The organism is Mycobacterium persicum (assembly GCF_002086915.1).
GTDB classification, from domain to species: Bacteria; Actinomycetota; Actinomycetes; order Mycobacteriales; family Mycobacteriaceae; genus Mycobacterium; species Mycobacterium persicum.
Genome location: NZ_MWQA01000001.1, coordinates 963,616 through 971,249 on the forward strand (window position 1 = coordinate 963,616; position 7,634 = coordinate 971,249).

Here is a 7,634-nt window from a genome sequence, read left to right on the forward strand (position 1 = left end):
CGAATCATTCCGCCCCGGAAGTTGCCTGTTGCGCGAGGACCTCCACGCGAGCAGCCGCAGAAAGCAAGGTAGGCGCCGAGCGCTCGATCGCACGGTGCACCGGATCCTCAGCGGGATACCGCGACAGGATCTCGCTGATCCGATCCTCGGGGCGCATCAGCGAACCGTCCGGGCCGATCGTCATGTCTGCACAGGTCAATAAGTCCAGCAAAAAATCCGGCGGCTGCGGGAACTCCGCCAACACGTCCGACAACCCACGTTCCCGCGCTTCGAACACCGCGCCCGTGTGATACGCCACCAGCGACACCACCACCGGCGGGAAATTCTCCGCCCGGACAAACACAGCGCCATCTACCGGATGGAAACCGGTCGCACGCAGCGACGGCGCGTATCCGACATCGTGCAGCCACGCCGCGGCAATCAGCGCGTCCGCCTCCAGCGGGTCGATGCGCGAGACCAACCGCTCCGCGGCAGCCGCCACACCACGCACATGCGCCAACCGCGTCGCCAACGGCTCCAACCGCGCTTCTGCGACCCGTCGGGCACGCTCCGCCAGCACACCAGCCACCAAGCCAGCCTACCCAGCACTCGCCGAAGGTCTATTCAGCATCAGCCAGGTCATCCCGAGCGGGCCAACACAGCCGCCGTGGCGGCACCCGTCCGCTTGGCGCTCCCGTCCGCCGCCACGGACACGGTAGCCTCGCCCGTCGCTGGACCAGCCGAAGTCGCCATACAGCGGCGAGCGTGTAGAGAACCATCGCCGCCGGGAGATGATGGAGCAACGCCCCGCGTACCGCGACCACACTGCTGTCGGGCAGCGCGGTCGATCGCTGTCATCGGTGTGGCCTCCTGGAAACTTCGCCGAAGGCCAGGCCTCCGACTCAAGCACGTGAGAAGTTTCCTTACTGGTATCAAGAGCCTTGAAAGCGGGTCCGTAGCGGCTGGCGACACATCGCGCGGAGGTACCGGAGTGCCATTAGCCGCAGTCATCACTGCGGGAGAACCGACCAACCCGACCAACCACCTCGACGGGGGCGGGGGTCCGAGGCCCCCAGATAGTTCACTGGTTCCAATCCACCAGCTTCATCCGCACATCAACACCTGGCCCGAGTTTCTGCTTGAGACCATGCATGAAACCCCACTGATGCAACGCCTGATCAGCCAAACGCCGACATAACCGCTGCACCGCATCGACCGGCTGGTTCTCATAGTCGACATCACCGCGCGCCTCCAACGTCGCCCCCGCAGAAGCGACCGGTACCTCATTCTCCAACAGCAGCACCGCCAGCTGGCGCTTGTCCACCAGCACCACCCACCGCATCTGGGCAGGCAGTTCGGGGAGCGTCATTTCGTCCCTGGCTGCGTACGTAATGCGCGCCCCTCCCTGAATCTCAGTCCCACGCGGATACCACCGCCGGACTATGACCTCTGCGGGCGGCTTTGCATGATAACCAATCCCCCGCAGCGCAGGACTTCCGGCGGCCTCCGATCCTGCCGGCCCACCTGGACGGCGACGGCCCGCAACGCGTCAGGAGAAGGGACATCAAGGACTGCGAACTCTTGCTTGACGCGCGGATATTTCGCACCTTGGCAAGCTCAGTCCCACGACTTCGCCGCAAACATGAACAGTCCCCAACTGAATCCCGCACCGTAACTCTCTCCGCGCCAAGGGAATTCGTACTCCTCGTATGCGGGAAGAAGTTTGTCGAACGGGGACCACTGGCGGCCGCCTCTCATAGGGCCAAACTGCTCCGTGAATTCGGTGACGTCCATGCTCCAGATAGGCAGCCCGATTGGGGAATCGGCGGTAATCGAATCGCGCCCCGTGTGCCAATACCGCGCCGACTCAAGCAGTCCGTCTTCACTACCGATCGCATTGAAGTCAAATCCCGGCCACAATACGCTGCTGTGCTGCAGTGATGTGGCGTTCTGATCCGCAATACCCAGCAGCTTCCGCATATTTCCGAAATAGGAGGCTTCGTCGCCAAGGGCTTCGGCCACCCGCTCGTGTATCCGTTCTCCGTCGTCGACGAAAAACCCTTCAGCTAGCTTAGCTTTTAGTTGAGCTTCTTGTTGTGACATCCTGATTCTCAGCTTCATCGTCATCAGCAAGTACACCTCAAAATCGACTATGGCGGTAACCGAAGCTCTATTCATCCTTCAGTACCACGCGGATAGCCACTGGAGTGCGATGACCTCCGGGACAGCATTGCGTCGTAGTCTGCGACCGCCGCTGCTGCTCTCCCTCCTGGGCTGCGCCGACCCACAACGCCTTACGAGATGGGACATCGAGGGTTGCGAACTGTTGCACAACTCGCGGGTATTTCGCATTCTGGTAACCTCAATCCCAGCACATTGAAGACGACAAGAAAAACCCTCAGACGAATCGCGCACCGTAACGTTCTCCATTCCAAGAGAATTCGTACTCCTCGTATGCGGGAAGAAACTTGTCGAACAGGGGCCACCTGCCGCGAACAGTCATGGGACCAAGGTGCGAGTATCCGAGAGTTCCGCAACAAATTGGCAGTCCTCAATGGCCCATCTCATGAAGCGTTGTGAGTTCGGCGCCGCCCATATGGGCCAGCAATAGGGGAGGGGCAGGGAAGTGCTGCACTGCGGGGAATCGGCTGTGAGGCTCTAGACCCTCATCTGCGAAAAGCCCCTTACCCATCCGCGGGATGACGATCCTGGCGGTCATGCTTCGTAGAGTTTTCGGTATGCCTCACGCGCACGACCCCGTAATTCTTCCTCATCGAACGCGTGCACGTATTTACGAAATTCGGGGTCCTTGGCGCGCACGTACTCACGGTATTCGGGATCCGCACTGTAGTCATCAGCGTCCGTGAACAACGTTTCAAGTATATCGAACTCGTCTTCGTCGAGACTGTAATCCTGGTCGTTTTTAAACATCTTCAGGTAAGAGGACTTAAATTCCTGAGCCGATATCTGGCCGTTGATGAAACTAGAGATCAGCCCCCTGTACTTGGTCGACTTCCTCGCGGCTGCTCCACCATCAGATGACATCAACCACCACCTAGTTCCTCCTTGTTCACAATGATCCTCTGGTTAGTACGTTGTGAGTCTGTTCAGGGCTTAGCTTCCAACCTGATATAAACGTTCCATCGGGCTTTTGGATTACACACAATCCGGAGTCCGGATTATAGTTCAGGATGGCAGGCTGGCCACGGAAGGTGCCTTGGATGTGCATCGTTGCTGGGTCATCTACGAACTGCTTCAACGCTCTGTCGAAATTGCCGAAGCCAGCGCGGCCCCGCGGATCGGTGACACCAAAGTCTTCCGCATGCTGAGAATACTTTTCCTCTATTTGACGAAGGTCGGTTTGCAACGGAACTTCGTCAATCAAGGGCGGGCTTTCCCCCGTCGCCCTAGGTGGTTCCTGCGTGCCGGGCGCACCCTGTTGTGGTTGGGCACCGGGCGTATTCGGCTGCGTGGGAGGCGGGGCGGATGGATCTGCTACAGATATGCCGAACTGTCCTAGCCGTGCTCGGAGGGCGGCCTCTCGGGTGTTTAGCTCACCGAACTCCCTCATGCAGGCGCTGTAGGGTCCAGGTGGTAGCGGGCCGACGATCCGTGGATCGCATCGCGCTGCGTAGTTTGCCTTGTCGTTGTTCAGTTGCTCCCACGCTTGAAGTGCCTGCTCTTTGGTCATTTCTTCGATCGGCGGCACCGGCGGTGGAACCGGTGGCGCCGGGTCGCGCGGTAGCGGCAACGGTGGTGCCTGCGGTGCCGGTCCGAGTCCGGGCGGTCCGAAGCCCAGCATCTGCACGCCGCCGCCACCAGTGCTGGGTGTGGGTGCTGGCTCAGGGGGTGCGGTGACACCGGTGGTGGCGAGGGTGACGGGTGCGGGTGTGGGGGTTGACGGCTGTGCTGGCGGGGATTGTTGCGCCCGCGGGGTGTCGCCGGACGGTGGGGTCTGGCGAGGCGGTGGGGCATCACTGGAGGGTGGGGGTTGCGGCGCTTGCTCGTGCTGCACTTGCCCGGGATCGGCGAACCGCGCCGCTGGGGGTTCGGGAGTCGGCGGCGACGGGTGGGGGTGGACGTGTGCCAGCGGCGTTGCCGCGGCCGCCGCGCCCTGGACAGCCTGGGCACCCAGGGTGGCGGGCGCCGCGAGTGCGTTGGTGGCCGTGCCGACCGTGGCCGCCAGCGCGTCGATCCCGGCACTCAGCCGCGCAGCGTTGGCAGCCAGCCAGCCACCGCCGGTGCCGGCCCCGCCACCGAATGCGGGTATAGAAGCGGCACCTGGCGACAGCGGCACCGCCCGCGCCCCGAGGCCCGGTATGGCGCCCACTGCTGTTGGTGGTGGCAACGACGATGCTGCCGCCGCTGCTGCCGAGGGTGAGATATGCCTTAGCAGCGGACCGGCACCGGACAAGGCATCGATCACCGACTGCGCTGACCGGGCTGGCGGTGATGGGGGCACCGCCGCGTTCGGCGCGGGGCTGGTGATTGCCGCGGCTTGTTGGATGTGGCCGCGCAGCGCGCCCTGCCCGCCCAGCTCACCCGCGCAGCGCACCACCTCGGTGGCCGTCTGCACCTCCTGCCCGGTGAAACGGGTCACCTGGCTTCTCAGGTCGACGGCGATCGCGTGGGCGGTGGCCTGTCGCGCATACCACCCCATCGAGCCCGGCGCATACATCGCGTCGGTGACCGACCAGTCCTCGCCCACCGCGAACCCCGATTGATGCGCCTGCCCGACCGTGGCCAGGATGGAGCGCCGCTGGTGGTGCAGCACGCCGGCACCGCCCTCGGCGGTCGCCGCGGCGGCATCCAGCAGCTCGGCCTCGTCGTCGGCGGTTACGACGTGGCGGGCCATCGCCGCTTTCATCGCCTCATCGCCCTGGCCGTGCCAGTCCAGCGAGTCGGCCTGGCTCTTGATGGTGCCCACCACCGAGCGTCGGCGCGTCGCCAGGTCACGCCAGTGGGCGGCGTGCTCGGTCAGATGCGACACGGTGTAAGCGCGCAACGCCGACTGGGTGGGGATCACGTGTTACGGACTGTCCCGGTGATCGTGGCGGCGACGTTTGTCAGCAAGTCCGCGGCATCGGAGTCGGTGGCTTCATAGCCGGTAGCCGCGACCTGGGTCATCCCTGCGGTGGCAGCGATCTAGGTGTGCAGGTCGGCGGTGGCGACCTGGGCTGCGCCGGTCACACCTGCGGCGGCGAGCATCGTGGGCCAGGGTGCGGGCGGTTGCAACGACGGCAGTGCGGCGTGAAGTTCGGAAACCTCCATATGCCAGCCGGAGCTAGCTGCGCGCAATCCGTCGGGGTTGACGTGCACTTCATCACCCATGCATGGCATCGTAAGCCACGCCCCGCACCGTGGCGCGACGGCTTGACCGCAGCGTTCCCGGCAAGTCCGACGGCCTTGGGCGCGCGTGCTGGAGCCTCGCAAGCCCAGGGGGCACCCCTAAGAACTTGTCACGAAGCTGACCCTACTTTGCAGAGCCGACAGTGAGAGGGATTGTCACGCTGCCGATTGGCCAGTCACGACGAACATTGATTCTTGGCCAGTCAAATCACCAGCCGCCGCAGTATTGTGTGCTTAATCGTATCTATTTGATACGATTAAGCACATGACTATCTGGGATCGGCTTGTTGAACTTGCCGCCGAGCAACATGGCTACGTCACGACTCGTGACGCGCGGGATATCGGTGTGGACCCCGTGCAGCTCCGTCTTCTGGCCGCACGCGGGCGTCTTGAGCGTGCTGGTCGTGGTGTGTACCGGGTGCCCGTCTTGCCGCGCGGTGAGCACGACGATCTCGCAGCAGCGGTCTCGTGGACTTTGGGCCGTGGTGTCATCTCGCATGAGTCGGCCTTGGGGCTTCACGCCCTCTCGGATGTCAACCCTTCGCGGATCCATCTCACGGTCCCACGCGAGAACCATCCGCGCGCAGCGGGGGGCGAGTTGTACCGACTTCACCGCCGCGACCTCCAGGCAACCGACATCACCTTGGTCGACGGCATACCCGTCACGACGGCTGTGCGCACCATCAGAGACTGCCTGAAGGCGGGCACTGATCCTTATCAGCTTCGGGTGGCGATCGAGCGAGCCGAAGCCGAGGGCACGCTACGTCGTGCGCCGGCAGCTGAGCTACGCGCTGCGCTCGATCAACCCGCCGCCGGAGTACGCGCTCGGACGAAGCGAGCATCGGCGTGACCAAGCCCTATTCTTCGCCGCCGACGAACTTGCGCTCGCTGCGAGATCGACTCACCCAGGCAGCGCAGCGGCAAGGTGTCGTGTTCGGTCGACTACAGCGGCACATCGCGATGATCGTCGTCGCACAGTTCGCAGCCATGCTCACCGACGACAGCGGTGCTCCGCTGCTCTTGGTTAAAGGCGGATCGTCGCTGGAATTGCGCCGAGGGATCCCCGATTCACGGACCTCCAAAGACTTCGACACGGTCGCACGCCGCGACATCGCAACGGTCCATGAGCAGCTGGCCGATACGGGGGAGACTGGGTGGGAGGGGTTCACAGCTACCTTCACCGTTCCCGAAGAGATCGACGTCCCGGGCATGCCGGTCAAGCCTCGCCGATTCACCGCCAAGCTGAGTTACCGTGGCCAGCCTTTCGTATCTGTTCCCATCGAGGTCTCCAACGTCGAAGCCGGCAATGCCGACCAGTTCGACACTCTTACCTCGGATGCTCTCGGCCTTGTCGGCGTTCCCGCAGCGGTCGCGGTGCCGTGTATGACCATTCCCTGGCAGATCGCGCAGAAGCTCCACGCGGTGACCGCCGTGCTCGAAGCGCCGAGAGTGAACGATCGCGCTCACGACTTGGTGGACTTGCAGCTTCTCGAAGGACTGCTGCCCGATAGCGATCTCTTGCCAACGCGCAGCGCGTGCATCGCGGTATTTGAAGCACGCGCTCAGCATCCGTGGCCACCCCAAGTCACCGCGCTGCCGCATTGGCCGCCAATCTACTCGGGGGCATTGGAGGGGCTGGATCACCTTGAACTTGCCGCCACAGTTGAGGAGGCAGTCAAGGCGGTGCGACGATTTGTCGAGCGGATAGATGTGGCGACAGAAACGTAATAGTCCAGCAAAAGTTGCCTGACCGCCACCCTTACCTGAAACCGAACCAGCCTAGGCGTCTGTCCACGCTCAGTCAGGCGCTCTGCCAATTGGGCTATACCCCGACACGCGGCGAACCGCGCAGAGCGCGAACTTTGCGCGATGCGTCCGAAGCCGTGGAACGTTTGCGGCATGCGCGACGAGCCGAAGTTAGCTACCCCCTCTCTGTCTAACCTGTGTGAGACGTTGAAGTAGATGAGTCTTCTGTGAGAAGCAGGGCGAGGACTGGATTCTGATTCCGTGACGATGACACTGGCCGATACCGCCGCGGTGGCGGTGGCCGATGATGGGAACGTGGGTAGCGGCAAGGGGCCGCGTGAGAAGCGGCCGAAACGGCGGACGTTCACCGCGGAGTACAAGCTCGGCATTCTCGAGCAGTACGAGTTGCTGACCGAGCCGGGTGCCCGGGGGGCGCTGCTGCGCAAGGAGGGTTTGTACTCCTCGCACATCACCGAGTGGAAGCGGCTGCGTGACGCTGGAGCGTTGAATGCGCTCGCGGCCAAGCCCTCAGGCCCCAAGCCGGCCATGACCGAGGCAGA

8 protein-coding genes and 1 pseudogene are annotated in these 7,634 nt (G+C 63.3%); 3 read left to right on the top strand and 6 right to left on the bottom strand.

The window, feature by feature from the left end:
• Positions 1-4: 4 nt before the first annotated feature.
• The 6 genes from B4U45_RS04340 to B4U45_RS28900 all read right to left on the bottom strand — a co-directional run bounded on the left by B4U45_RS04340 (position 5) and on the right by B4U45_RS28900 (position 5,310).
• On the bottom strand, positions 5-568 hold the full coding sequence (locus B4U45_RS04340) for an HD domain-containing protein (protein WP_075545421.1): 564 nt from the start codon (positions 566-568) through the stop codon (positions 5-7).
• Positions 569-1,060: 492 nt separating this feature from the next.
• Complete coding sequence (locus B4U45_RS04345; RefSeq protein ID WP_075513628.1) at positions 1,061-1,372, bottom strand: hypothetical protein; 312 nt, start codon at positions 1,370-1,372, stop codon at positions 1,061-1,063.
• 224 nt (positions 1,373-1,596) lie between these two features.
• Positions 1,597-2,106, bottom strand: a complete 510-nt coding sequence (locus B4U45_RS04350; RefSeq protein ID WP_241780144.1) for a hypothetical protein — start codon at positions 2,104-2,106, stop codon at positions 1,597-1,599.
• Between the two features lie 588 nt (positions 2,107-2,694).
• On the bottom strand, positions 2,695-3,024 hold the full coding sequence (locus B4U45_RS04355; protein ID WP_075545419.1) for a colicin immunity domain-containing protein: 330 nt from the start codon (positions 3,022-3,024) through the stop codon (positions 2,695-2,697).
• 25 nt (positions 3,025-3,049) lie between these two features.
• On the bottom strand, positions 3,050-5,005 hold the full coding sequence (locus tag B4U45_RS04360; RefSeq protein WP_217904046.1) for a colicin D domain-containing protein: 1,956 nt from the start codon (positions 5,003-5,005) through the stop codon (positions 3,050-3,052).
• Between the two features lie 119 nt (positions 5,006-5,124).
• Positions 5,125-5,310, bottom strand: coding sequence for a hypothetical protein (locus B4U45_RS28900; RefSeq protein WP_241780142.1), 186 nt, complete (start codon positions 5,308-5,310; stop codon positions 5,125-5,127).
• 283 nt (positions 5,311-5,593) lie between these two features.
• Here B4U45_RS28900 and B4U45_RS04370 point away from each other — a divergent pair, with 283 nt between their 5' ends.
• From B4U45_RS04370 to B4U45_RS04380, 3 genes and pseudogenes are all read left to right on the top strand, one after another.
• Entirely contained in the window at positions 5,594-6,178 is a 585-nt protein-coding gene (locus tag B4U45_RS04370; RefSeq protein ID WP_082275213.1) for a type IV toxin-antitoxin system AbiEi family antitoxin domain-containing protein, read from the top strand.
• The gene (locus B4U45_RS04375; protein ID WP_075545417.1) at positions 6,175-7,056 is read left to right on the top strand and encodes a nucleotidyl transferase AbiEii/AbiGii toxin family protein; all 882 of its coding nucleotides are present in this window, start codon (positions 6,175-6,177) and stop codon (positions 7,054-7,056) included. The genes B4U45_RS04370 and B4U45_RS04375 overlap by 4 nt, the downstream gene beginning before the upstream one ends.
• 279 nt (positions 7,057-7,335) lie before the next feature.
• A pseudogene (locus tag B4U45_RS04380) lies at positions 7,336-7,634 on the top strand (IS3 family transposase); the annotation flags it as partial.